The organism is Blautia sp. AF26-2 (assembly GCF_003460955.1).
In the GTDB taxonomy this organism is placed as follows: Bacteria; Bacillota; Clostridia; order Lachnospirales; family Lachnospiraceae; genus Fusicatenibacter; species Fusicatenibacter saccharivorans.
On record NZ_QTWD01000003.1, the window covers coordinates 118,223 to 143,155 of the forward strand.

A 24,933-nucleotide genomic window follows, 5' to 3' on the forward strand; every position below is an offset into this window, starting at 1 on the left:
GGTTTAGAAAGCATAACCTTACCATAACAATATAAATAGTAAGATAAACAAGAACATTTTCTCGATTATCTTACTATTTTTATTAATTAATCATACAACCATACAAACTGAATGGACTCCAAATAAATACTTGTGTAAATTATATCTGCAAGTTCATCTTTGGAAACATTTCTATTTTCTTCTCCTATACATCTCCCCACTTCCTTACTATGTAAAAATGTCATGATTATTCGATATTATTACATCAAGGAAAAAACAACATATTATAAAAGTATTATTATAGTGTAAGCATTAAAATTTTCGAAATTATATTAAAGAGTTAGATTTTGTATAAGTGTATATTTTATCAATAAATTGCAAGATATTTCACCAATACAATATCTATAATCGTTATATTATTGAATATTCCGGCTTGGATGTCCATGCTGTCCGGTGATTAGGAAACCGATTGGCAAGTATATAGAATACAAGTTACCAATGTAAAGTCGGCTAACGCCCCGCAAAGCGGTTCTGGACTTGACATAGGCTCTATTTCTTATTATAGGTAATCAAGCCAATCAAAGTTGGTTTCCACTACGCCGGAATCAAGGTTTCTTGACGCAAGAATATTCATATTATGGATGGAGATGATAAACCTTATGTTACATTTAGCTATTTGTGATAAATCATTAAATGATATCGAACAAATGGAAAAATACTTGGAGAATATAAAATTCTTTAATTTTGATTATGAAGTTTTTGAAAACGCAAAAGAATTATATAAGTATCAAACACAACACCATGAAAACTTTGACATATATATATTAAGCATAGAATTGGAAGACATGTTGGGGTTGGAAGTGGCCAGAAAATTACGTGAAGATTCTCAAGAAGCTTTGATTATTTTTGTATCAAATGATGCAAAATGCGTTTTTGATGTTTTCGAAGTTTTTACATTTGCTTTTTTGCTAAAACCTTTAACTTACAATAAATTTAGCACAACATTATATAACGCATTTAATTATTTATACAGAACTAAAAGGCTATTTTTATTCAGTTATCGCAAATGTAACTATAGTATATTATGTCAATCTATTCTATATATTGAAAAGTTAGGAAGAAAAGCCTTTATCCATACAACTGATGCAAGAGTTTATCAATGTAATATCACATTGGAAAAAATTTGGGAACAGTTAAATCCGTCGAAATTTGCAGCTATTCATATATCTTGCATTGTAAACCTGACAGAAATTGCCAGCATTAAATGTGATCAATTAAAATTGAAAAATAATGAAGTATTGTATGTTGCAAAAAAATATCGCCAAGAAATCAAATCACGTCATCTACAAAATTTAAAGATAAAAAAATTGTAAAAATTTATATGCAACTACAAAATGTTAATACTTCTAGGTATTTGGAAATAGAAAACGATATATTAAAAAGGGGGATAAAAATGCCAAATAATCATATTCAGGATATTATTGATAGTGTATTACCACAAATTTCATTTAAAAGTAACAAAGTTCTCATAAGCGAAATTGGCGATGGCAATTTAAATTATATCTATAGGATAAAAGAAATAGGGACCCAAAAATCCATTATAATAAAAGTTGCACAATATGAAAGTAGAATATCTAAAGATATACTATTGGATATTTCCAGAAGTTATTTTGAATATTCCTATTATAGTTTAGAAACAGTAAAAAAATCAAATTTTTCGCCGCAGATTTTATATGCAAATCCTCAAACTGGAATAATCGTTATGGAAGATTTAGTAGATTATTGTAGTTTGAGAGAAGCTCTTATTTCTATGAAAAAATACCAATGTATTTCTGATAATATATCAATGTATTTACGTTGCGTATTAATTGAAAATGCAACATTTAACCCAAACGATAAACTAGAAAAACTCAGATATAAGTTTCGAGGAAATAGGTTGTCAGAATTAACAAAGCAACTTATTTTTATCGAACCGTACAATAATATAAAAAAGAGAAATAAAGTTCCTGCTGAATTAGAAAGTTGGGTAAAAGAACACATATATCATAATGATAGATTGAACGCTAAAGTAGAAAGTTTACGGGAAGTTTTTGAAAATGAGGAACAATCTATTATTCATGGAGATTTACACACGGGTTCATTTATGGTAAATAATGATCAAGTAAAAGTAATCGACCCAGAATTTGCCTGTTGGGGACCAATAGGGTTTGATCTTGGATGTCTTTTGGCAAATTTAATAATTGATTATTTATTTCATTTGACAAATAATGAAGAATACTGTTTGTTTATTATTAAAATAATTTACAATATATTATCAACCTTCGAAAAAGATTTATCAGAAAAAATACCAAAAAATTATAAAACTATAATGATTGATAGTGCTGCATATGCAGGAACTGAAATTATACGAAGAACTATTGGCATTGCATTAGCAAAAGAGGTGTCAATTATGGATGAAAAAGGTAATAACATTGCATTTAGAAAGAATTTACTCATTATAGGTATTGACCTTATAACAAACAGTGAAAAATATGGAAGTTGCGAGAATTTTATTAAGCGAATTAAAAAATTACATGTAAATTGATTTGTTAAGAATATATTGTTCAAAAAACGAGCCGGTGAAAAAATCTCTGTAAAATAAACATCATCAAGGTCTTCTATGATAAAATATTAAAATCATAGGAGGCCTTTTATTATGGCAAGACAAAAGAAACCTGTACATCGAGTATAAATGACAGAGGGAAAACGAAATATTATCTATCAGCTCCTTGAAGAGTATGATATCCAATCTGCTGAAGATATTCAGGACGCACTCAAAGATCTCTTGGGCGGTACCATTAAGGAAAGATGGAAGCAAAAATGGATGATCATCTCGGCTATGAAAAATCAGAGCACTCAGATAATGATGATTATCGCAATGGTTATAAACGTAAACAGGTCAACATCCGGTACGGCTCTATGGAAATCGAAATGCCGCAGGATCGCAAATCAACATTCGAGCCACAGGTAGTAAAGAAACGTCAGAAAGACATTTCCGATATCGACCAGAAGATCATTTCCATGTATGCCAAGGGAATGACTATCCGGCAGATTTCAGAAACTATCGAGGATATATATGGATTTGAGACTTTGGAAAGCTTTATTTCTGATGCGACCGATAAGATCCTGCCACAGATTGAAGACTGGCAGAACCGACCGCTGGACGTAGTATATCCCATTCTCTACATCGATGCGATCCTCTACTCTATAAGGGACAACGGCGTGATCCGAAAGCTTGCAGCTTACGTAATTCTGGGAATTAACACAGAAGGAAAGAAGGAAGTTCTGACTATTAGTGTGGGTGATAATGAAAGTGCAAAATACCGGCTTTCTGTTATGAACGAGCTGAAAAACCGGAGCGAAAAAAATGTACTGGTCATCTGCGCGGATGGCTTAACCGGCATCAAAAAAGCTATTGCTGCAGCTTTCCCTAAAACCGAATATCAGTGCTGTATCGTTCACCAGGTAAAAAACACCTTAAAATATGTCCCTGATAAGGACAGGAAAACATTTGACACGGACCTGAAGACCATTTATCAGGCGTCTGACGAAAAAAGCCCTGGCAGCCTTAGACCGTGTAACAGAAAAATGGGCACCGAAATATCCGAATTCCATGAAACGCTGGAAAGATAACTGGGATGCAATCTCTCCAATTTTCAAATTTTCAGCAACTGTCAGAAAAGTGATTTATACTACAAATGCCATCGAATCCCTGAATTCTACCTACCGGAAACTGAACCGTCAGAGGAGCGTATTTCCAAGTGATACCCCCCTTTTAAAGGCATTGTATCTTGCTACATTTGAAGCTATAAAAAATGGGCCAGTACAATCCGGAATTGGGCGCAGGTACATGGTGAACTGAGTATTCTGTATGAAGGACGGCTTCTAGAATAATAAAAAAAAACAGGCGGAGGGCCGCCTGCGCTTGACTGACATACCATTTAATAACTGTTATATATAAAACAAGGGTGAAAAGCTGGTTTTTAAGCTGATCACCCTTTCTTATCATAGAAGAATCCTATTTACAGACTTTTCTCACAGTCTCATAATAAAAGGCTCTCCTAATGACATTTATTTATCATAGAAGAACCTTCTAAACATTATTTCACAAAAAATTTTCATACTCTAAGGTGTCTTTCTTTTATGAAAAATCACGAACTTGCTCATTTATAGTTTCTTATATTTTTACTCAAACACATCCATATATTGAGTAGTACAACACTTATAACTATAACTATAGCTGAAATATATGGCAACCATACAACCTCAAATAATTTACTGATAATCATTAATCCTACAGACATTGAACATACCAAATAGCATATGCCCACTCCTTTGAAAAGCACTTTCTTGTTATAGCTATTCTGTTCTTTTTCTGAGAGTGCATTGTATATCGGTATAAAACATCCGCCTCTTCCATTAAATAATAAACAACCTATAAGTAGAAAAAAAGCCATTATAAGTAGCTCAACTATAACATCTTTCATCATAATCACCTCACACTTTGTAAGAAATAAAAGTTTACAATTCAAAACAATACTTTTCTAATAGCACTTTTCTTAACTTCTTCCTCCAAGAACAAATAAAGCTTTCAATTTTATCCAGTATAAAACTCATTTTTATTTCAATATACCATCTTTTTATCGATAATTCAAACATTTTTGTAAATATTAAATTTGTCAAATTGGAAACTCATACTTCATATATAACATCAAAATATTGCCTCTCTTGACTATTATGTGAAACTACAACAATAATTTTATCTTTTTGTTTTTTTAAATACTGATAATATTCATCTCGAGACTCTTGATCCAAATGTGCTGTTGGTTCATCAAAAAAATATACATCCGCATCTTTTAATATAGTCTTTACCAATTCCACTTTTTGTTTTTCACCACCAGACAGCATATTGATATTTTGAGTCTCCTTTTCTAACACCTCGTGTATATCCATAGCTATATTGTACATATCTTTCATAATTAATCTATCAATTATTTCACGAGTAGAATACTCTGTATTATTTGATAGGTTTATATACTCAACTACAGATACAGAAGGAAACTTCTGTTCTTGATTCATTACAGAAAAACAGTTTAAACGTAATTGTTCATAATTAATTTTTTTTATATTGATATTATCAATGAATATGTCTCCAGAAAGACTTTTATACTGTCTTATTAAAATATTAATAAATGTTGTTTTTCCTGCACCATTTGATCCACAAATAAGATATCTTTTACCTTTTTGAAAATCAGCTGAAATTTTATTTAATCCATTTCCATTTTCAAAAATATAAGAAATATCCTTTGCTTCAATAAAGTTAACTGTTTCTTTTTTTAATAAACCATCTTCTCTCAGTTCTAATTGATATAATTCTTTTATTCTATTGTATGAAGTTTTTGTGTTTTGATATGTTTGCCCAAAGGTCAATATCAGATTTGTATTACTGAGAGCTATCCCCATATATGTAAATATTATAGTAAATTGCCCAACTGTTATCCTACCATTTGCTAAATCAGTTCCTGCAAAATAAATCACCAAACTAAATCCTACTAAATATATAACACTTTGAACAAGAACATACAAATTGCTATTTTTCTGTAATAAAATCCCCTTTTTATAAAATACATCATAATATTTCTCTAATCTTTTTAAGAATGCTCTATATATAACATGAATTTGTACATAATCTATAAATGCTATTTGCTCATTAATAGACTGTAAATATCTAGATTTTGCATTTCTGTAATTTAGCATCTTTATATATAAACCATTTTTAAATAATAAATACAGTAAAATATACAATCCACAAATACAAGCTAAGATTATCCCATACTTTAACTCTATCAGCACGACTAAATTGAACACCAATAATAAAATAATTATATTCATACAAATACTGGGAAGCGATGAAATCACAAAATTAGTTATCAACATTGTATCCGAATCAAGTCGTTCTGCTAAATAGACGCTATCATATTTTTTCACACTTAAAATTTTCACCCCGTGTAAGCGGTTTACAATCATTTTTACTAATGAATTAGAAATCTTCATATTATATTTCATGACTATATATTGAAATATATATGTAACTAATGCCTTAACTGATTGTACAATAATAAAAATAATAATAAAATTAACTACCATATGTTTTGTCGCACCCTGAGATAAAACATCTAAAATTTGAGACATCAAATATGTATTAGCAAGTCCTATACTTGATATAATGGTACTAAATAATAATATCAAGATAAATCCCTTTAAATTACATCTTATTATACTTGCACAAAAAGAAGATAAATTATTTTTTATATCAGATATATTTTCCATATTTTTCACCACTATTAATTAATAATTGTTGTTTTTCTATACGCTCAGCAATCCTTTATTAATAAAAATCAAAGACGCCTTCCCTATATATAAAATAATGAAAAGGCGCCTTTGCTTAATGTCTGAAATCAATTTTCTTTAGCCAGAAGCCCAATCATTGTTCCATGTGGCAGTTAAATACACAAAAGCTCCACCAAACACGGCAACCACTAAATATACAGCTCCTGCAACCATTACAGGTCCTATTGCAGCCGAATGTGTAGACGGTCCATCGCCTGATAAGTTTTCTACTTTGATCTCAGGTCTTTCGTAATCTTCCATATGTAGCCTCCTTTCTAATATTTTTATTTAAAAATTATAATATTTCAATAATTTTTAAATCAAAAATGTTTTATTTTTATTGTTCAGAGGAATAAACATAAACATCTTTTTGTTGATACTCCTTTTTCAGTATTCCGATTGCTTTAAATGAAGAATCTAATACCACTTTATTAAATGCTTTATATATCAAAACAACTTTTTCTCCATCTTCTACTAATGTTTTAGCTTCAAGAGTTTCTCGATATAATTTTTTCATGAAACTTATTAAAATATTTGTCCATCTCTCCGGTAACTTATCTTCATCCTCTATGTATATAATCTCAAATATTTTATATTTAATATTAGGTTGAATTATTATCTTCGCAACATTTCCATTATTATCTTCCATAGAAAATCCGCTGATAATTCCACTACTCCAAACTAATTTAAGAATATTCTCATTATTTAATAAGCCTAATCCTTCCTCTGCAATAACCAATGAATCTTTTAAACTATCTATATTAGAAACAAGATCTAATAGCTCTTCATACTGCAAATATTTAATTTTAAGTTTGTCAGATATGTAGACAAACCTGTCAAGCAAATAATTTTCTCCTGTCATTTTAATAACCTTTAATCTCCAAAATAGCTGTAATGTTTTATCAACGTCTTTATAAATTATGTCTTCATCTATATCGTACTTTGTGTTTAACAGATGACAAATATCTTGCACACTATTGTCTCCGTCACAGTATTCCAGAATATTAAAAGCAGCTTTATTAATCATTATCCTGCCTAAAACACTAAAAAATGTTGAAACAAAAGAAAAACTATTATCTCCTTCTACTTTAATATTACGCATATTCTCATCCATTTTGATTGGTCTTGAATTTCTCATTACTTCTGATGTAATTCTATTCATATTTCTCTCCATTCCGTAACTTTCATCATCCCATATTTTTAACATTCCTGTATCATATATGCATATGATACAATATCTCTACAACTATTATTGAATCTTCTAATACACAATTCCAGTTCAAAGCCTAACTCTTCAATATTACATTTATTTAAGTCCCGCTTCACTATAACTAATTTTAACTTCGTTAGTTGATGATTTTCTTTATAGATTTCAGCTATAGCATAATTTAATAATGTTTTTTTATTCCACGGAAAAATTAGAAGATTGCAATAGCTCAAGTCTTCGCACTGTTTCTTTTCAATTAAAATCATATCCTTAATCTCATCGTTTTGAATGTCTGCAAATGCAACCAATTCATGATCAAAAAAACGTTTTCTTAACCAACGTGAACTATATTCATTAGAATTAAAATCCACACTATATATATAATTACAATTTTCACTAACACATTTTTCTTTTATAAACATTGAAATATCAATAACTTTATCACTTAAAATTTCACAATACATTTTGACCTCCATAGCTCTTAATTAGCTCTGCATAACATTTATTTATTTGTTCCATATTTTCTTCACTAAATACATCAAATTTCATGTAATTCATTCCTACTTCTGCTGGAAAATCTTTTCCTAGTATTATTTCATTAGCAGAACCTATATTTTTTCTAAAAGTTCTTATTAATTGATGATTCCATAATTCTCCATAGTTTTTCTTTAAATATTCTGAAATACTATGTTTTTTTAAATCCCCAATTATAATTGGAATATATGGACTTAACAAAAGTTCACCTTTTTCATTAACCTGGATAAAATCTAGTTGTTCCATAAATAAATGTTCTAATGAATCACACCATTCAATAGAAATTCCGTCTTTTTGAATATTTTTATATCGGTTAACCAACAAATAATTAGCGGCTTGTATATACTCATTTTTACTTAAACTATACGCATCTAACCCTTCTTTAGCTCTTCCCATCTTCATTAAAGGTTGTACACGTAAGATATCAATGCCCAAACGCGTACATAATTCAATTATCTTTGGCAATTCTTCGTAATTTCTTTTATTAAGACAACATACTGCTGAAATTTTAATATCTGATTTAGCTTTTCTTCTAAGAATATTAAATTGCATAATTGTATGTAATAAATTTTCAAATAAACCTTTTTTATTACGCAACCAATCATGTGAATTCTCTGTAGCTCCATCTATACTAAATTGAATATTATTTAATCCGTAATAAATTAATTTTTCACCAATAGATTCCGTTAACAGTTCTCCATTTGTTACCATTCCAATATTCATTTCGCTATTTATTTTTTTTTGGTGATCAATAAATCGAAAAATTATTTCTTTTTTTAATAAAGGTTCCCCTCCACAAATACAAAAATTATCAGGTCTAGTAGAAGCTAAATCATTCATTATGCGAAATAATTCATCTGATGCTAACTCATCATTGTTCATTTCTCCACTGTGATTATAGCAATGTCTGCATTTTAGTGTACATTTTCTTGTTATATCTATATTTATATCACTACCTCTCATTTTTCCTCTCTTCACTTATCAATTTCAAATAAAACTTGTCCATTTCTTGACTCCATTCAGGTTCCAAAATATCAAATAAAATTTTTCCATATCCCAATTCCGGCATTCCTTCTATGCCACCTAAATTCATTTTTTCAGGTGAAACCATCTTATTTCTTAAATACGCAAATAATCTATGATTCCAAACTTCCTCCCAATTTTTGTTTACATATTCACTAAATTTATGTTTTTTAATATTTCCAATAGCAATTGGTATATAAGCAGAAATTAATATATCTCCATTTGCACTAATTTGTGTAAATTTTCCGTGATCTATATCATCATTTAACAAATGATCAATTGGATCTCCCCATATCAAATCCATTTTTTTACCCATAGACTGGTTTTCACTATTTTTTTTACTTATTTTTTGAGCCACTATTTGGTATTCCTTGTAGTTCAATTTGTATGTATTTAAATTATCCATTGCACGCCCTAATAGCATTAAGGGTTGTGCTCTAAACGAGTCAACATTGAGAGTTTCACACAAATATATAACTTCTTCTAACTGCTCAAAATTTTTTTTATGCGGAATAAATGATACGGATATTTTTCTATTTATACCCAATTCCTGTCTTGTATCATCCAGATATTTTATTGCATTTATTGCATTTTTATATGCTCCTTTTTTGTTTCGTAACCAGTCCACCACTTCTTCTGTGCTACCGTCTAAACTAACTTGTATACTAGATATTCCTGACTGCCAAAGCTTTTTTGCAATTTCTTTAGTCATTAACTCTCCATTTGTTACCATATTCACATCAACACAAGTGTTCTTTGAATAATTTGCAATCTTATAAATACTTTCCTTTCTTAAAAGTGGTTCTCCTCCACACATACATATAGAAACTGGCCTACAATCAATTACATCATATGCCATTCTTTCTAATTCCTCATCACTCATTTCATCCATTCTCTGGTTTTTTAAACCTCCACTAGAATTAAAACAATGTAGACATCTTAATGTGCACTTATTTGTTACATCAATTCCGGCTGCAAAAAAATTTGTCATGTTATTCCTCCTCATATAATATAGTAGTATTTATAGATCATCTCCAAGGTCTGTATGCTATACTCTTAGAGATGAAGTGCATTTCTGCAATTCACTCATTTTTTTCTTTTTTATTAATTAATTCTTATTTCATTCAAATAACTAATTATTTTATCTTTCTTGTATAAATCAGTAAATTCCTCTTTAACTTCTTTTATTTTTTTTGTATACCGATCTGTTGATAATATCTTATATATTGCATTTTTCACTTCACATGTATTACCATGTGACAATTTTCTATCCTTAATCATAATCCCTATATTATTTCTTTCGATAGCTAATCCCACTTGATAATCATGATAATTTGACGGATATACAATCATCGGTGTTTCACATAAGATAGCCTCCCGTACTCCAGACAATCCCCCATGTGATATAAATATTTCATGATTTGCTAACATTTTCCATTGATCCACAAAATTATAAAAATGTATGTTTCTTACATGTTCATACTCTGCGCTTAATCTTTCCATTACCTTCTTATCATTACCAACAGTTATATCTATATTTATCTCCATACTTTTTATTTCACTTAAAATATTTCTTAATATATTTTGGGAATAATAGTCTATAGATGTTCCCCTAGTCACATAAGCACCCGACTTCTCTTTTAAATCTAGCTGAGACAAAATATTACTATCGTATCCACAAAATTCAACATTTTTCATATGATTTGAATATGATTCATACAAATTTCTAGTACTGTATACAAATAGTTTGTCTGGTAATATTTTTCTTTCATTAAAATTCATTAATGTCTTAAATTTTCTATAGACATACATTTGCACTTTGTCATAGTATTCTAAAAATTCATTCCAATTATTTATTTCTAAAAGTTCATTTTTCTTTATTTTCCCCTGTTCCTCATCCAATCTAATTTCTTCAAGAACCACCTCATTATAAAATTTTTCATAAAAACAATTTGCTTCTTCAATATCTGTCGCTACTTCTATTGCAATACTGTGTATATTAAATTTTTTTGCTAACAGACCGCCCCATTTTGCCAATGAATCATATATTATTACTTGAGGATTATATTTTTTCACATACTTCATCATATAATCATACATATATTCATATAAGTATTTTGAAGAAATAGCACTCCATTCTATATTATTACTTGTATAATTTAAGTGATAATAAGAAATATGTTCATCTTCAAGTAAATTACTACTTTTTGTATTAAAATTAGCAATTACTTTTTCTGGATAGCAAATAACACTCACATTATCATTCTTAATGTACTCTGCAAAAAAATCATTTACAAAGCAATATGTATTATATCCCTCTTTTCCAACTTTATTTATTACATCAAGCACAGGAAATACATGCCCGTATAACGGAATCGTTAAAAAGAAAATAGTGTTATTTTTCATTTCTTTCACCTTCTAAAAACTCAATTATTCGCAAGTAATCGTTCATATTATTTACATTACAATAATAATTTCCCACAACAAAAGATTGTATTTTCCCCGTAGCACAAATTAAATTTAATAAGTCAACTAATTCTTTTTCATGTCGCTCTTTATTTTCTTTAACTTTCTTAATAGCACCTAACACTGTATTTTTAAATATAATATTACCGGTTCCACTGCAATTATTATAAACAATCTGAGGTTTTTCTATAAAATTATACAGAAAACCATCTGGAGACTTTATAAATGTATAATTTTTTTTTACATATTCCAAGTGCTTCTCATAGTATAATCCAACCATACATTCGTTAGTACTTGTTTTAAATTTTTCAATCGCCTCTGCATAATTATTTTCATATACAAATTCATCTGCTAACACCAAGATAAAATCATCATTGCCAATCTCTTCCACTGCACTTTCTATTGCACCGACAACTCCTTTTACAGATTGTTTTTGTTTACAAAACAAAATCGGCGTATCATTAACTTTTGTTCCAATAGTATCTATAATCTTTTCATGATTCTCTCCAATAATAACTATACATTCCGTTATTTCTTTTATATTTGTAAGGTTTTCCAAAGTGTATAGCAATAAAGCTTTACCATTAATTGGTACAAGACATTTATGCATATAAGTAGAATCCTTATTAAATCTTTTTCCTTCTCCAGCTGCTGGTATTACTGCTTTCATTTTTCTTCCTCTATAAAATCCTACCCTATTTCTTATTTACATATTTATTTTAACAGACAAAATTTATATAAAATAAATAACTGTAATAATCTGTACTTTTACTGTAACAAATTAAGAGCAAGTTTCGCCTGAGTAACTCAAAACTCACTTCGTGACTTTCGATTTTCCGGCAATCTTGATGGGGATTCTGCTCCCCATACCCTCAGATAATATATTTTCACTAATATGCATACTTGGCTCCTGTAAAAAAACAGTCGCATCGTGATCATATCTATCACGAAAAATCCATAAATATTTTTATTGTGTTACCGCCTGATATTTTTAAATCGGCTTTATATATAGAAATATCTTTATTTTGAAAGGAACTATAAAATGGCACGACCAAAGAAAGATAAAAACTTACGACATACTCGTCATATCATGCTCCGTCTCACCAATACTGAATATGAAATAATTGCAGAAAACGCAAAAGCAGCAAGCCTCCCGTTAGCAGAGTATGTCCGTAAACAGATAACAAATAAAAAAGCAATTGTGAAATATGAAATTGTGGCAGATCTGCCGGAGTTGAAAAAATTAATTGCTGAATTTGGAAAGATTGGTAGCAATCTGAACCAGATAGCTCGTTACTTTAATACTGGTGGACTCCATTCCCAAGAAATGCGCAACGAAATCAAAAAGAGCATTGCTGAAATTTATAAATTAAAATACGAAGTAATAAAACTGGCTGGAGATTTTACCACTGTCAATGCAAATAATAGAAATAACACAGGAGAAAACTAATATGGCAATCCTGAAACATATTGCAAGCAAGAATACCGACTATGGAGAAGCTGAACGCTATCTGATTTTCCAACATGATGAATATACGCAAAAACCAATTCTTGATGATAATGGGAATATGCTTCTTCGTGAAGAATATTATCTGGATGGTATAAACTGTGATCCGTTTACATTTGATGTGGAATGCCGGGAAACTAACGCTTTCTTTCATAAAAATCAATCTTTTAATGATATTAAGTCGCATCACTACATCATCAGCTTTGATCCTAAAGATCAGGAAGAACATGGTCTGACCGGAGAGCAGGCACAGAAAGTTGGCGTGGAATATGCCAGAGAGAGTTTTCCCGGACACCAGGCTCTTGTTTGCACCCACACTGATGGTCATAACGGCAGCGGAAATATTCATGTGCATATTGTAATCAACAGTGTGCGAAAATATAATACAGAGCCACAGCCCTATATGGAATTTGACCGGGATTCAAAAGCTGGATATAAACATCATCTTTCTGACAGATACCGAATTTACTTAAAACAAAAAGTTATGGATATATGTCATTCCAATGGACTAAACCAGGTAGATCTTCTGACACCTGCTGAAAGAAAAATATCCGAAAAAGAATACTGGGCAAAACGCAGATGTCAAAAAAAGCTCGATGAACACAATGCAGAACTGAAAAAGAAAGGACTTACTCCAAGACAGACAACATTTCAAACGGAAAAGCAATATCTTCGTGATGCAATTGATACGGTTGCTTCACAAGCAACATCACAAGAAGAATTTTCCAGATTGCTGTCTGAAAAATATAATATTACATTCAAAGTCAGTCGTGGCAGATACAGCTACCTCCATCCTGATCGTCAAAAATACATCACAGGAAGAAATCTCGGAACGCTTTATGAAGAGAATTATCTTCTGCTGGTATTCCAGGAGAACTCCAACAGGCAACACGCAGAAAAGTCACATTCTACTGACAGGCCAAGACCAGTCACAGACTTTTCAGAACAGTCAAAATCGTCAGCTTCTGTCCAAACTGACGAAACTACACACTCTTTCCTTTTTATAAAATCTGATTTACGACTTGTAACAGATTTGCAGCACTGTATTAAGGCACAGCAAAGTCAGGCATACGCACAAAAAGTAAAGCTGTCTAATCTTAAGATGATGGCTCAGACAGTTGCCTATATACAGGAACATGGTTTCCAGAGCAAGGAAGATTTAGATACTGCCCTTTCCAATGCCTCTGCCCAAAGCACTGATGCCAGAAATACTCTGAAATCCACAGATGACTCTTTAAAAAGTATAAATGAACAGATTCATTACACCGGACAGTACCTTGCCAATAAATCCATCTATTTCGATTACCGAAAAAGTCGAAATAAAGAAAAATTTTATGAAGATCACCGGGCAGAACTCACCCTTTATGAGTCTGCTCTCCGAATACTCAAAGAAAAAGCACAGGGCAAAAAACTCCCTACTCTGAAAATGTTGCGTGAAGAAAAGAATCGTTTAACAGAATTGCAGACAGTACAGCGGGATAAGTTTAACACCCGACGGGAATATGAACGGGAACTTCGTACAGTATGCTCTAATGTAAATATTATTCTTAGGCACCCGCATATCCAAGAAACTCTACATGAAACCTCACAAGAGCATTCCTACTTCCGCTAAAAATCTCAATGAAAAAATTTTCAAATTATTTTTCATTTTATCCGTTGACTAAATTCATTTTATCGCATATACTACAAGTAGGAAAACAGGCGACATCCTGTTGGTGTGGCTGACACCTAAAATCCGAAACGAAAGCCGAACATGAATCGGAGAGTTGGCAGGCAACAGAAAAACCTGAAAGCAAAGCCAGACATATGGGCTGGAGTGTTGGCGGACAACAGAAAAATCAGTCTATAAGGGAGATGCACAATGCTACGGTATTGTAATCTCCCTTTAAATATTTTATACATATTGCAGAGGTCATAATATGACAAAATACAACAAACAGCAGGCCATTTCTATCATTATAGATTGTGCTGCCAAATACGAAGAAAATCTCAATGGCTATCAGCTCTTATTTATTTTAAAAGACAAGCATAAACATATTTCTTCTCTGGAAGTAAGTTTTTATCCATATAATTTTCTTCACCTTACAGGCATTAAATTAATTGATGGCACTACTGCTACTGATTTTTACAAGCGCTGTTTAAACCATAAATTAAGTCCTGAAGATTTTTCCTTCGCATCTGATGGAACTACTCAGTTAAAACTTGAAATTCTTCCACAACTTATGCTTAAAAATATATCAGCTAAAATGGTTGGAGATTTTAACGGATGCAATCCAAAATTATATACAGAAAAATTAGCTGGTGGCGTAAAAGCCTGCCTTGGTTTTGTAAAAACTCATCGTGCTGAATATGTGCCAAATACAGTACTGAATACAGATATTCGCACAGTTACCAAAATTTCACAGCAGGTAATCGCTACATATCGTCGAAAAAATTCAGCTTCCCCTTATCAGGAATTAGTTTATAAGGCCAAAAAAATCGACTGGGATACCATTACCTTTCCGAAAGAATATGACTATCTCACCAAACCAGAGTAGCATATATCTGTAAGGTACTTAAGTTTTTATATTTTTCTGTAATACATGAAAAGATGGTGCTATGCACCATCTTTCTAAAGTTCTTTTTTCTATATAAATAATATTATTCTATTTTCTCCACTAGGAAATATCCGTAAATATTTATTTGTTACATCCGTAATGTGTATATGAATACACCCAAGCACTATTATATTTTAAAATAGTATTACATTTTTTACACCATGTTGCATTTGCTTTATATACATCACATCTTGATCCGGTATGTCTATGCTGCCATACAGTATCAGTTACACGATTACCAGAAGCATGCGTGCAATTACTTTTAAATTCAATATAAGATAAATTCAGTACATCTCCTTTTTCATTATATATTTTCCCATCAACTTTTTCTTCCATTTTTGAAAAGTTATTATCGGGATTTGCTGCCATTACATATGACGAATTTATAAGCAACATGCAACACATACTTAATGCCATAAATAACACTTTTGTTTTTCTTCTCATAACCAATCAGCTCTCTTTCTAAAGTATTAATAGGATATTTCCAACAGCAGTTTACTTCTTTAACATAACAATACATTCTTCATTTATTAATTCAAATTTTATAATTTCACTATATGAAATTTCTTTACTTTCATCATAAACTACTATTTCAAATTCACATTCGTCTACATAATCTGGAGTATTATTTGCTAACTTCTCATTTTCATTACTATAGATTTGACCAAGCATATTTTTCTCAGGAATCCAGTATATATTTTTTTCATTCTGGTAAATCGTAAAAATATTGCTTTCTTTTCCTAATGATTTGCAATCATACATATAATTTTCTGGTATATCTATTTGAAAAATATAACCATTTCCTACCGGTGTTTCCATCAATTTTAATGTTTCTTTATGCTCCGGAATTAAAACGGAACTTTTCACATTTCCATCCTGTGTCATTGCATAAACAGTAATTGTCATTTTGTTTTTTAACATAATATTCATGAACACGCATAAAAATAACATAGCTGTTACAATTACTCCAACTGTAATTCTTTTCATATAAAAAATTTTTTTCAGAGTTTTTTTTCTTTCAAATCCCTCAAATATTCTCTGCTTCGATTCTTCCGTAAATTCGATTCCTGTCACAGCCTTTTTAATTATATTTTTATCCACACTCATTCACTCCCAAATTTTTTTTTAATAGATTTCGTCCCCGTTCCAAACGCTTTTTCACAGTCGATTCTGTAATTTTCAAAATCTTACTTATTTCAAAACATTTATATCCTTCTACATAATATAAAAAAAGCACCGTCTTATATTTAGATGGTAATTCTAAAAGGACATCAAATATCTGACTATCTATACTATCCTCAGGATATGTAGTCTTAATTGTTTCAATATTTATATGTGGATGTTGTTTATAAAAACGCAATTTATCTTTGCAAAGATTTATTGTAACTCTAATTAACCATGCCTTTTCGTGTTCATAGGTTTCAAAGAGAGGCTTTTTTAGCATATATTTTATCAATGCATCTTGCACCGTGTCTTCTGCATCATACGTTTTTTTAAGCATTACAATACATAGTTTATACATCATTTCTCCATATTTCTGAAATATCTCCTCAACTGAAGATGTTTCAATCATGCCTCTCACCTCCCAACTTTAGTCCCTTTACAGTAAAACGTTTCAGAATTCCAAAAGGTGACAACTTTATATAGTATTTTTTCACCTTTTAATTTGCACTCATCAAATATTGTTTAATGTACAAATCTCCCAAGCAATAAAAAAATACAAATATGTGTTGGATAATATATATAAAAAAATTTTTTCAAATTTTTCCCTTTGCGATTATTATATAATGCAATAAATGGTGCTGCAAGAACCATCCATGCCTGGGTATAATTAAACAACCCTGGGTAAACCCAATACTGAGATGCACTTACAATATAAGAACCTATTAATACAAATACTGAAAAGAAAATCAATGCTACAATCTGATTTTTCTTTTTTTTCATATAATACCATCCAATTCCTAAGATCAGAAAAAATGGAGAATACTGAATCGTAAAAATATTAGGTAAAAATACATTTATTACTGAACAACTAGGCCCTATTATAAGACTTCCTATCCCTACCAAAATAGGTATAAGCATTAAAACTATATGCCTTATAATATGTTCTTTCTTTATAATCATATCAATCAAATAAATATAAATTGCTGTAAAAAGCCATTCTGGAATTACATTAAATGAGATTTCCGAATGTAATAAATACGATAAAACAATTTCAAGAATGCAAATACATATATGATATTTATACAATCTGAAAATATAACTTTTTTTATCTGATGAATACCGCATAGCCTGTATCACAGCAAAAAGAAATAACGGTGCTGCAATTCGACCCACAATTCTAAAAATACTAACATTTATCGTAGTGTTTGCAAATACATATAAATACAAATGATCAATGGTCATACATACTAATCCTATTATTTTAAGCATTGTATTACTTAAATTAAAAAATATATTGTTCTTAATCCTTTCCATAAATCCCCCTATAAATTCAAAAGTGTAAAAGCCCTTCTATCAATTGCATAGAAGGGCTTTTACAAAACATTAGCCAAAATAACCTGAAATAGAATAACGGTTACCTATAGGGCTGCTATTAAAACGAAAATAAAATTTATCACTATTGCTGTATCCGCCAAGATCATCAGCTGTAATCGTATGTGATTTACTACCACCCGCACTAATTGTCCAACTACTTACAACCGTTTGAACAATAGTTCCTTTATGTACCAAATCAACCTTTACTTTATTACTTGAGCCTGCAGAAAAACTAAATTTTTTACCTTTAACGCTCGTAAAATAATAATTTGTATATAATGTTGAATAATTACTACTACCATCTACATAATATTTTCCATCACTCCAAGACCATTTTGATGTTGGTTCTTGAGTTGTTCTGGCAACAGGTACAAATTTAAATTCTTCATGTCCGTTAACATCGCCTGTAAAACGCACTTCCGGAACACCTTTATCCGCTTCTTGAGTCATCTCTTTATCTGTTTGTGCAAAAACAATCGACGACGGAACACAAAGGCATACCATAACCATAAATGTGAATAATAAACGTTTAAAACTCATTCTTTTGTTTTTTCATGTAATTCCTCCCTTATTAGAAATATTATCTTTTTTGCTCCGACTTCCGAATATCTTTCCCATTGGATTCACCCCCTTTGTTTTCTCTTTTAATCATAATACGAATACCCGCCCATAATAGTGACATTAATTTACAAATTTTGATAAAAAAATAATATTTTCTGAAAACACAAAGTATTAGCTAAATTAAAAAGTGCAGGAAAGACTACCTACATAACAATCTTTCATCAACCTAAATATAAGACTTCGAATCTATAATTCAAATCCATTAATAAAAGAACCTATCTTTTCTTGCGTTCTATATCTTCTTCCATTACCTGCTGCATATCTTTCTGTCCACTACGTCTTGCAATTTCTTCCTTTTTCTCATTCAGTTTTGCAAGGACAGATTCTTTTGGACGATTCTTTTTATCTTTTGGTGCTGCATTATTTTTAAGTCCATCAATCATATTGTAATTTGCTTCCTCTGTGATTTCCGCACTTCGCAGGTATTCCCCATTCTCCATGTACTTTTGCCAGTTATCCAGTTTCGGTTTATAGCCTTCTGCCTGCTCCTGCACTGGTGGATACAGAGAATCAAGAATCTTCTGTTTTACTACATCATCAAATCCATTGTAAGTACCGTCTACAAGTACATTCCCTTTCTGATCTAAGACTACATACGCAACATCTTTCCCATACTGCTCATGTTCCATAAGGAAATAATTCTTGCCTTCTACCAGCAGATAATCTATTACTTCCCATGTTCCGTCTTTTCCAGCTATTTCATATCCCACTGTATCTTTTGTAAGTCCACCGCCTTCTGAAGATGTGACTTTCATAAAATCAGAAATTTCTATAAAGGTATCTTTGTTTACATAGTAAGTGGTCATAACACCCTTATCATTAAGGATCAGCACATCACTGGTACTGACTGCATGACCTTTATAATTGTGTGGCTGTTTCTTCCCCAACTCCTTTTTTATCTGCTCCGGTGTTTCTCCCGGCTTCATTGTTCCCAGATACACCTGCTCATAATTTTCCATCTGCACAGGAATCTGATCCTTTGCAAGTTCCTCATAGGTTCGGAAAAGAAGATTTCTCAATTCCGGTTTCTTTTTTAGCTGATAAACTGCAAACTGACTTGTACTCATTCTCCATCCACCTCCAGATCTGCTTTATAAATTTCTACCGTTTTCTGCAATTCTTCATATCCCTCATCGCTAAGATAGTAGAGCTTCTGAATCGTTGTAAAAATCAGCAGTTTCATATCTTCGTCCAGGTAGGAAAAAATCTCATCCATCGCTTCCATTGTCTGAATCCGGTTTCCTGCATCAAAAATTGCCACTGCTATATATTCATCTTCCTCAAACCTTACCATCATAATGTTACATCTCCCTTCTTATGTGCCTTGGATTTTTCTTTCGACGTATTCTGCCCCTGCTCTTTTATTTTCGCCTGACGCTCTCTGAGTGCCTGAAGAACGGATTCTTTTCTGCTCTTTGGTTGCGGAACGTTTTCTTTTTGTATAGTCTTCTCCTCTATTTTCGTAAGCTCCTGCTTTTGGGCAAAATATTTTTCCACATCATCCATTGCTTTTTGTACTAATGGACTTTCCTTATAATGCTGAATCATATCCACATCTTCCCGGTCAACTTTTCCCAGTCGCATAAGATCATACGATCCGTCATAATCACTTCCATCATGCAGTTCAAACCCAATACCTTTTATTCCATTCATGCGATCTGCAGGAATTGTTTCATAAATGCGTAGGGCTTCTTCCAGGGTAAGATTCTCATGATACTCACCCATAACAGGAAATTCCATACACTCCGCAACATAAAAAGTAATCGTAGCTTCTGGCTGTTTCTGCTCTGGTTGCCTGGTAAAAACAGAGAATGCTTCTGCATTTTCCAGACGTGAAAGTAATGACCGGGCAGTGACTACATCACTGTCTATATCCGATTCTTCCGACACCTCAGTCAGCCAGTCTTTTAAACCTGCTGTATCCTTGTTCAAAATATCCTCTGCGAGTTTTTCAACCTGTTCTTCCCTATTTTCAACGGTATCCTTGTATTCATAAGTATCATATTCATAACTAAAATTATCCAAGTCCACTGCGAGTTTCTTGATTTCCTGCTGGTCAAGATAGATTTCCGATTCCTTTATATACTCTGCCAGAGTAATTCTTTCTTCTGTGATTGGGTTAATATCTACTTTAATACCTGCTATTGCCATACCATAGGAATTCAATTCGTTAAAAAAACTATCCTCCCGAATATTTCCCCGATAAGAAAGCACCACATCAAGATCAGAATCTGCACGATACAGGTCATCTCTGCTTCTGGAACCATGTACTCTCGCCCCAATCAATGTAACTTCATTTTCCAGTCCCATTTCTTCCAGAACAGCTCTTGCATGAAATAAAACTTCATATTCAATTTCTGCCCTGCCCATTCCATTCAATGCTGTTTCACATCTGCCAAGTTCCGAAGTGAATCGAACATCTCCACTAGCCAGCACTTCTTTAGAATGATTGATTACCTTATCCCGAAACTCCCTGTCATCAGCTTTTACACATTCAACATCTTCCAAGCCTTCATTTTTCAGACTGACATACATTGCTTTCTGAATAGAATCTTCTGGATTTCCACAGGCATCTTCTGAAATTTCATGAAGTTTCTGATCATAAACCAGGTATTTATAGCCTTCCTCAGTCGGTTGCACTGTCAAATACATACCAGACATTTTAAATTGTACGGTTATTCCCTCATAATTTTTTAATGCCGCTTCCCTGTCATAACCATCAAAAAAAGCCTTTGGACAATTACGTTCAAACTGTATCTTCTCCATTCTCTCTTCTTCTGCATATTCAATTTCTGCATACAGTTCTTCATAATCCATCACATTTGCATCTTCCAGGGGCAATCCTTCTTCCTCTAAAATGTTCTCCATTGCTTCTGAAATAGAAATATCCGGATTATCGTAGACACCACCATCCAGTTCCAGATAGTCCTTATCATAAAATGTATAATCGTAACCATCTTCTGCTGTCTGGATTGTAAAATACTGAACTCCAATCTGGTATGCTATCTCTGTATCATGCACTTCCAGACTGTTGCCTATCTCTTTAAAAGTATTGTATATCTGCGGATTCAGCCATCCCTCCACTTTCTGACAATCATAGATCAGCGTATCTATTCCATTCTTGCACTGGATAAAATCAAGACTGCCTCGCAGCGGTGCCGTATTTTCAATTCCAAGAGCTTTCATTTTATGATTAGGCAGAGAGTAATATGCTCCAAGGGCAGCCCCAAGATCCTTATATCGCTCAATCTTCATTCCACCTTTTGCTGCCAGATCTTCGATCACATAATATTTGTCAATATAATGATTTTCTGGCATTTTCAGATCAATACCATTATTTTCTCTGACTTTATGAATCTCGAAAAAACTGAATTTCTGTTCTTCCCCATGCAGATTCTGTCCGGTCAGTGTCGGCTCCCATGTATCCGTACTGATTGGCTGCTGTTCCATGATTTTCATAACTGTTCCGTCTGCTAAGATAACTGTTGCCTGGTCTGGAAGCTCCATCAGGTCATATACCGTTGCACCATTTTCTTCCAGATATTCTGAAATAGCTTCCCTGGCTCCTTCATCAAATCCATCCCAGATGTCCTCTGCCACCAGTGTTCCATTTTCCGATACGATAATATCTGCCACGTCCTGACCGTATTCCTCATTCCGCATCTGGAAGAATCGCTCCCCATGATACGTTTTCATATCCATTGCATACCAGGTGCCTGTATGTCCGTCTGCTTCATATCCTCTTGTAGTTTCAGTGATATGCTGATTTTTCACACCAAGCACCTCTTCCAGTTTCCGGGTACGGATTTCTTTTCTTGCCATATCAATGAAACCATTCAGGACTGCAGGATGACTGCCCACAATATAGTCCCTGTTTAGATCCATTCCCCGGCTGATGTTTTCCGGAATATCAATGCCATCTGCCCAACGTTTATTACCATCAGAAAATCTTCCATCATAGGAAAGCTGTTTCAATGTATTTGCCAGAACAAAAGCAACCCGTTCTTCCCCATATTTTTCAACCACGCTTACTGCCGCATCTGGATTTAAACGCATACCGTCGAATCCCTCTGCGATTGCCTGTTCGATTGCATTTTTACAATCAATATTCAGTTTTCTGGAATCCAGATAAGCATCTACATTTCTCTCCTGCATAGCCTTTTCCAAAGTTCCCATATAAACTTCCGGATACGCTTTTACAGGATTGGCATTTAACATCTCGACTCTCTGTGCCACAAAGTCCGGCAGTTCTGTAAATCCAAAAGAATCTACATAGTATGCGGTTAATCTGCCGCCCCGGTTCATAATGATCACATCACTGACTGACATGGAATGTCCGGTAAAATCGTTTGGTCGTTCTATATTAAAACGCTCAAAAAGATTGTCCAGCGTCGTAGCATCTCTCAATCTTTCACTGTAAACCATCTGATAGTCTTTGCCATCTACAGTAAATCCCATTTCTTTTGCCGCTTCCAGACTAAAAAACTGATACCCTCTTTCTTCCTGGCCACTGTTGATCTGATAAATACCATAACGGTTTCCATCACTCTCTAAAAGAAGTGTTTCTTTGATTTTTGCCTTTTCTTCCGGTGTCATAACCGTCTCCTGACTTCTCCGATAATTTTCCCATTCAAATTTCGTCACTCCGAATAACCCGTCATGCTGTAAAATATCCCGTTCCAAATTCATAACTCTTTGCGACTGCTCCTGAACGTCAACTGCGCCGGTCAGCCCGTAAACCGTTACTCCCTCATGGTGCAGTTCCACTGCCCGTTCCCTAGTAAGCGGAAGCATACTTTCCGAATAAAATCCAGCTTCATGCAGTTCGGATAAGCCGATCAGCGAATCCGGCAGACTCTCAATCTGCTCCTCCGCTTCTCCAAGCAGTTTTAATACTTCTTCTCTGTTTCCATCCAGAATAGACTCTGCAAGGCTCTCTGACAGTTTTTCCGTTGCTTCCCTATTATCCAGTTTATAAGCAAAATTCACGATAAGGTTTCTCTGGTCATTGCTGAAAATCGTCCGTTCCTGTTCCAGACGGTTGATGGTCTGCTCCGCATACTGCATGGCACTCAATTCTTCTGCCTGCTCCGGTATTTCTATCTGAAATTCTTTGAGTTTTTCCTCAATCTGTCCGATCATATCAGCAGAAGTCTTACGAATGGTGTCCATGGAAGCACGAAGCTCTTTCATATTTTTACCAGAAGACCAGCTTGCAATATAGGAAAAGGAATACTCCGATGTGTCCAGTCCAAAATGATTACATACCACATAAGCAACACTTTCTGCCTCCACTTCTTTTGTAAGCTGGTCTTTTACGACACCCTCTGCTTCCATCTGGTCACGATCATGCAATACTGCATGTGCGGTTTCATGCACCGCAGTTTTCATGGTCTGTGCCTCACTCATACCAGGCTGAACAGCAATATATTTATCTACAATCTGATAAAAGCCTTTCGCTTCCCCATCAATTTCAATAAAACTGATGGGAACTGGGGCAACCGTTTTCAGTGCTTCCATAAAATCATGGTAAATCAGAACATCCCCCTCCAGTTCTGATACCTCAAACTCTGGAATTGGTTCTCCTGTGGTCTGGCTGACATCAAATACTGTCGTAACCCGAAATTTTGTAATGACACGCTCTACCACTTCTGTTTCCGGCTGTCCATCTTCCCTGATCACAATCTCGCCTGTTTCCGGATCTGTTTTCTCAATCTCCTGTTTCTCTTTATACGGAGCCGGGGCAATGATCTGGATGCCTTTTTCTCCTCTTTTTACCTGCCGGTTAAATTTCTTTTGCCATGCCTGATACCCGGCTACCAGTGTCGCTTCCGGTTTCTGCATGGTGATTAGCAGAGTATTATTGAAACTGTAATTATGGAACTTTGCCATTGTGTTCAGATATTCCGTATATTTTTCTGATGTGAATATTTCTGCAACACCCTGTTCCAACTGCTCTGTAATCTGCTTTAACTGTTCTTCTCTGTTTGCCATAATCAAATCCTCCATAGAAAAATCCCGCCAAAGCTCTG

General features: G+C 33.0%; 22 protein-coding genes and 1 pseudogene. 6 read left to right on the forward strand and 17 right to left on the reverse strand.

All coding sequences use genetic code 11. The features are described 5' to 3' along the window. Window positions 1-638: 638 nt before the first annotated feature. The 3 genes and pseudogenes from DWY63_RS05775 (at window position 639) to DWY63_RS05785 (ending at window position 3,912) form a co-directional block, all read left to right on the forward strand. Entirely contained in the window at window positions 639-1,352 is a 714-nt protein-coding gene (locus DWY63_RS05775) for a LytR/AlgR family response regulator transcription factor (RefSeq protein ID WP_158568329.1), read from the forward strand. Between the two features lie 80 nt (window positions 1,353-1,432). After that, window positions 1,433-2,563 (forward strand): phosphotransferase, encoded by a 1,131-nt coding sequence (locus tag DWY63_RS05780; RefSeq protein WP_158568330.1) that lies wholly within the window; start codon window positions 1,433-1,435, stop codon window positions 2,561-2,563. A gap of 147 nt (window positions 2,564-2,710) precedes the next feature. Continuing rightward, window positions 2,711-3,912 (forward strand): annotated as a pseudogene (locus tag DWY63_RS05785) (IS256 family transposase). Between the two features lie 269 nt (window positions 3,913-4,181). On the opposite strand, the gene DWY63_RS05790 reads toward DWY63_RS05785, so the two are convergent. From DWY63_RS05790 to DWY63_RS05830, 9 genes are all read right to left on the reverse strand, one after another. After that, a complete protein-coding gene (locus tag DWY63_RS05790; RefSeq protein ID WP_117801573.1) occupies window positions 4,182-4,508 on the reverse strand; it encodes a DUF3784 domain-containing protein in 327 nt (108 codons plus the stop codon). A 202-nt stretch (window positions 4,509-4,710) separates the two neighbouring features. Then, window positions 4,711-6,348, reverse strand: coding sequence for an ATP-binding cassette domain-containing protein (locus tag DWY63_RS05795; RefSeq protein ID WP_117801574.1), 1,638 nt, complete (start codon window positions 6,346-6,348; stop codon window positions 4,711-4,713). A 138-nt stretch (window positions 6,349-6,486) separates the two neighbouring features. Next, a complete protein-coding gene (locus DWY63_RS05800) occupies window positions 6,487-6,669 on the reverse strand; it encodes a hypothetical protein (protein WP_117801575.1) in 183 nt (60 codons plus the stop codon). A 76-nt stretch (window positions 6,670-6,745) separates the two neighbouring features. Further along, complete coding sequence (locus DWY63_RS05805; protein WP_158568331.1) at window positions 6,746-7,570, reverse strand: PqqD family protein; 825 nt, start codon at window positions 7,568-7,570, stop codon at window positions 6,746-6,748. A 38-nt stretch (window positions 7,571-7,608) separates the two neighbouring features. Next, window positions 7,609-8,079 (reverse strand): hypothetical protein, encoded by a 471-nt coding sequence (locus DWY63_RS05810; protein ID WP_117801577.1) that lies wholly within the window; start codon window positions 8,077-8,079, stop codon window positions 7,609-7,611. After that, on the reverse strand, window positions 8,069-9,112 hold the full coding sequence (locus tag DWY63_RS05815; RefSeq protein ID WP_117801578.1) for a radical SAM protein: 1,044 nt from the start codon (window positions 9,110-9,112) through the stop codon (window positions 8,069-8,071). The genes DWY63_RS05810 and DWY63_RS05815 overlap by 11 nt, the downstream gene beginning before the upstream one ends. Further along, on the reverse strand, window positions 9,102-10,163 hold the full coding sequence (locus DWY63_RS05820) for a radical SAM protein (protein WP_158568332.1): 1,062 nt from the start codon (window positions 10,161-10,163) through the stop codon (window positions 9,102-9,104). The genes DWY63_RS05815 and DWY63_RS05820 overlap by 11 nt, the downstream gene beginning before the upstream one ends. 113 nt (window positions 10,164-10,276) lie before the next feature. Further along, entirely contained in the window at window positions 10,277-11,578 is a 1,302-nt protein-coding gene (locus tag DWY63_RS05825) for a glycosyltransferase (RefSeq protein WP_117801580.1), read from the reverse strand. Then, a complete protein-coding gene (locus tag DWY63_RS05830; RefSeq protein ID WP_117801581.1) occupies window positions 11,568-12,308 on the reverse strand; it encodes a sugar phosphate nucleotidyltransferase in 741 nt (246 codons plus the stop codon). The genes DWY63_RS05825 and DWY63_RS05830 overlap by 11 nt, the downstream gene beginning before the upstream one ends. Window positions 12,309-12,680: 372 nt before the next feature. On the opposite strand from DWY63_RS05830, the gene DWY63_RS05835 reads away from it, so the two are divergent. The 3 genes from DWY63_RS05835 to DWY63_RS05845 all read left to right on the forward strand — a co-directional run bounded on the left by DWY63_RS05835 (window position 12,681) and on the right by DWY63_RS05845 (window position 15,682). After that, complete coding sequence (locus DWY63_RS05835) at window positions 12,681-13,088, forward strand: plasmid mobilization protein (RefSeq protein ID WP_117801582.1); 408 nt, start codon at window positions 12,681-12,683, stop codon at window positions 13,086-13,088. 1 nt (window position 13,089) lies between these two features. After that, window positions 13,090-14,757, forward strand: a complete 1,668-nt coding sequence (locus DWY63_RS05840) for a relaxase/mobilization nuclease domain-containing protein (protein ID WP_117801583.1) — start codon at window positions 13,090-13,092, stop codon at window positions 14,755-14,757. Between the two features lie 307 nt (window positions 14,758-15,064). Next, on the forward strand, window positions 15,065-15,682 hold the full coding sequence (locus tag DWY63_RS05845; RefSeq protein WP_015543473.1) for a PBECR4 domain-containing protein: 618 nt from the start codon (window positions 15,065-15,067) through the stop codon (window positions 15,680-15,682). Window positions 15,683-15,823: 141 nt separating this feature from the next. Here DWY63_RS05845 and DWY63_RS17860 read toward each other — a convergent pair whose 3' ends face one another. The 8 genes from DWY63_RS17860 to DWY63_RS05880 form a co-directional block, all read right to left on the reverse strand. Continuing rightward, entirely contained in the window at window positions 15,824-16,186 is a 363-nt protein-coding gene (locus DWY63_RS17860) for a hypothetical protein (protein WP_117963932.1), read from the reverse strand. Window positions 16,187-16,237: 51 nt separating this feature from the next. Continuing rightward, on the reverse strand, window positions 16,238-16,843 hold the full coding sequence (locus DWY63_RS05850; RefSeq protein ID WP_117801584.1) for a hypothetical protein: 606 nt from the start codon (window positions 16,841-16,843) through the stop codon (window positions 16,238-16,240). Beyond that, window positions 16,836-17,315 (reverse strand): RNA polymerase sigma factor, encoded by a 480-nt coding sequence (locus DWY63_RS05855; protein ID WP_117801585.1) that lies wholly within the window; start codon window positions 17,313-17,315, stop codon window positions 16,836-16,838. Before DWY63_RS05855 ends, DWY63_RS05850 begins: the two co-directional genes overlap by 8 nt. Before the next feature lie 113 nt (window positions 17,316-17,428). Then, window positions 17,429-18,220 carry a conjugal transfer protein TraX gene (locus tag DWY63_RS05860; RefSeq protein WP_015543470.1) on the reverse strand — a complete coding sequence of 264 codons (792 nt, stop codon included), beginning with the start codon at window positions 18,218-18,220 and terminating at the stop codon, window positions 17,429-17,431. A gap of 69 nt (window positions 18,221-18,289) precedes the next feature. Beyond that, window positions 18,290-18,820 (reverse strand): hypothetical protein, encoded by a 531-nt coding sequence (locus tag DWY63_RS05865; protein ID WP_117801586.1) that lies wholly within the window; start codon window positions 18,818-18,820, stop codon window positions 18,290-18,292. Window positions 18,821-19,116: 296 nt separating this feature from the next. Continuing rightward, window positions 19,117-19,968, reverse strand: a complete 852-nt coding sequence (locus tag DWY63_RS05870; RefSeq protein ID WP_117801587.1) for a YodL domain-containing protein — start codon at window positions 19,966-19,968, stop codon at window positions 19,117-19,119. Then, window positions 19,965-20,198, reverse strand: coding sequence for a transposon-transfer assisting family protein (locus DWY63_RS05875; RefSeq protein WP_005421654.1), 234 nt, complete (start codon window positions 20,196-20,198; stop codon window positions 19,965-19,967). The genes DWY63_RS05870 and DWY63_RS05875 overlap by 4 nt, the downstream gene beginning before the upstream one ends. Then, entirely contained in the window at window positions 20,195-24,895 is a 4,701-nt protein-coding gene (locus DWY63_RS05880) for a DUF3849 domain-containing protein (RefSeq protein ID WP_117801588.1), read from the reverse strand. The genes DWY63_RS05875 and DWY63_RS05880 overlap by 4 nt, the downstream gene beginning before the upstream one ends. Between the last annotated feature and the right edge of the window lie 38 nt (window positions 24,896-24,933).

Excerpts from the sequence above, each read along its gene's own strand:
- DWY63_RS05830 (WP_117801581.1), bottom strand. The coding sequence starts at position 12,308 with ATGAAAGCAGTAATACCAGCAGCTGGAGAAGGAAAAAGATTTAATAAG.
- DWY63_RS05795 (WP_117801574.1), bottom strand. The coding sequence starts at position 6,348 with ATGGAAAATATATCTGATATAAAAAATAATTTATCTTCTTTTTGTGCA.
- DWY63_RS05835 (WP_117801582.1), top strand. The coding sequence starts at position 12,681 with ATGGCACGACCAAAGAAAGATAAAAACTTACGACATACTCGTCATATC.
- DWY63_RS05860 (WP_015543470.1), bottom strand. The coding sequence starts at position 18,220 with ATGGAAAGGATTAAGAACAATATATTTTTTAATTTAAGTAATACAATG.
- DWY63_RS05840 (WP_117801583.1), top strand. The coding sequence starts at position 13,090 with ATGGCAATCCTGAAACATATTGCAAGCAAGAATACCGACTATGGAGAA.
- DWY63_RS05825 (WP_117801580.1), bottom strand. The coding sequence starts at position 11,578 with ATGAAAAATAACACTATTTTCTTTTTAACGATTCCGTTATACGGGCAT.
- DWY63_RS05810 (WP_117801577.1), bottom strand. The coding sequence starts at position 8,079 with ATGTATTGTGAAATTTTAAGTGATAAAGTTATTGATATTTCAATGTTT.
- DWY63_RS17860 (WP_117963932.1), bottom strand. The coding sequence starts at position 16,186 with ATGAGAAGAAAAACAAAAGTGTTATTTATGGCATTAAGTATGTGTTGC.
- DWY63_RS05805 (WP_158568331.1), bottom strand. The coding sequence starts at position 7,570 with ATGAATAGAATTACATCAGAAGTAATGAGAAATTCAAGACCAATCAAA.
- DWY63_RS05800 (WP_117801575.1), bottom strand. The coding sequence starts at position 6,669 with ATGGAAGATTACGAAAGACCTGAGATCAAAGTAGAAAACTTATCAGGC.
- DWY63_RS05820 (WP_158568332.1), bottom strand. The coding sequence starts at position 10,163 with ATGACAAATTTTTTTGCAGCCGGAATTGATGTAACAAATAAGTGCACA.
- DWY63_RS05875 (WP_005421654.1), bottom strand. The coding sequence starts at position 20,198 with ATGATGGTAAGGTTTGAGGAAGATGAATATATAGCAGTGGCAATTTTT.
- DWY63_RS05775 (WP_158568329.1), top strand. The coding sequence starts at position 639 with ATGTTACATTTAGCTATTTGTGATAAATCATTAAATGATATCGAACAA.
- DWY63_RS05845 (WP_015543473.1), top strand. The coding sequence starts at position 15,065 with ATGACAAAATACAACAAACAGCAGGCCATTTCTATCATTATAGATTGT.
- DWY63_RS05855 (WP_117801585.1), bottom strand. The coding sequence starts at position 17,315 with ATGATTGAAACATCTTCAGTTGAGGAGATATTTCAGAAATATGGAGAA.
- DWY63_RS05790 (WP_117801573.1), bottom strand. The coding sequence starts at position 4,508 with ATGATGAAAGATGTTATAGTTGAGCTACTTATAATGGCTTTTTTTCTA.
- DWY63_RS05865 (WP_117801586.1), bottom strand. The coding sequence starts at position 18,820 with ATGAGTTTTAAACGTTTATTATTCACATTTATGGTTATGGTATGCCTT.
- DWY63_RS05880 (WP_117801588.1), bottom strand. The coding sequence starts at position 24,895 with ATGGCAAACAGAGAAGAACAGTTAAAGCAGATTACAGAGCAGTTGGAA.
- DWY63_RS05780 (WP_158568330.1), top strand. The coding sequence starts at position 1,433 with ATGCCAAATAATCATATTCAGGATATTATTGATAGTGTATTACCACAA.
- DWY63_RS05870 (WP_117801587.1), bottom strand. The coding sequence starts at position 19,968 with ATGAGTACAAGTCAGTTTGCAGTTTATCAGCTAAAAAAGAAACCGGAA.
- DWY63_RS05815 (WP_117801578.1), bottom strand. The coding sequence starts at position 9,112 with ATGAGAGGTAGTGATATAAATATAGATATAACAAGAAAATGTACACTA.